The organism is Bacillus sp. P4_D3 (assembly GCF_056401855.1).
In genome coordinates, this window is the sequence record NZ_JBFUIN010001207.1 from 1 (window position 1) to 673 (window position 673).

The window sequence follows — 673 nt, forward strand, 5'->3', positions numbered from 1 at the left end:
GTTGCTGTTTGTCTTTTATTTATTTTGTATTTTTTAATATAAAATACGGTAAGTGAAATTTAAGAATATTCAAATAAAAAGAACCTACTTTTTGTAGGTTCTTACGATTAAGCTATATGATTATATTTCGCTAAAAAAGGAACTCGTTTTGCTACTAGTGCATACATTTTGAAAATTAAACTAGCTAACGGTTCAAGTATACGTGTGCTTTGTATTACTAATCCACTTGTAATAAATGTTAAGAACGCAGCCCCAAGTATATCTAGAGGATAATGAACACCTACGTACATGCGTGATACACCGACTAATATTGCCCATATAAGCGCGATATATTTAAGTTTTTCTCCTCTTAGAATAAATACGAAAGCAATCGAAAATACAAGTACAGAATGATCACTTACAAATGATGAATCTGCTGCATGCGGTACTAATTGATTGACATGATGTGTAATAAAAGGACGCGGATGATAATATACCGCATGTATAAGAACATTTACTAATAATGCAATACTAACTGAAAGTGTCGTGTATAACACCGTATATTGTTTTCGGATTGCATTTTCTTTCTTTCCATTATTGAACCATAGGATAAGCATAAATAGAATAGCTACATATGCAGCACTATTTGTAATAGCAATCATTAGCGTATCTAATAGCTTKGATGATCCAGCAA

Annotated in this window: 1 protein-coding gene; it reads right to left on the reverse strand. The window is 31.5% G+C overall.

All coding sequences use genetic code 11. The features are described from left to right. Positions 1-107 precede the first annotated feature (107 nt). Positions 108-673: undecaprenyl-diphosphatase (locus AC1DTM_RS30325; RefSeq protein ID WP_477001687.1), on the reverse strand; the 566-nt coding region annotated here is incomplete at its 5' end.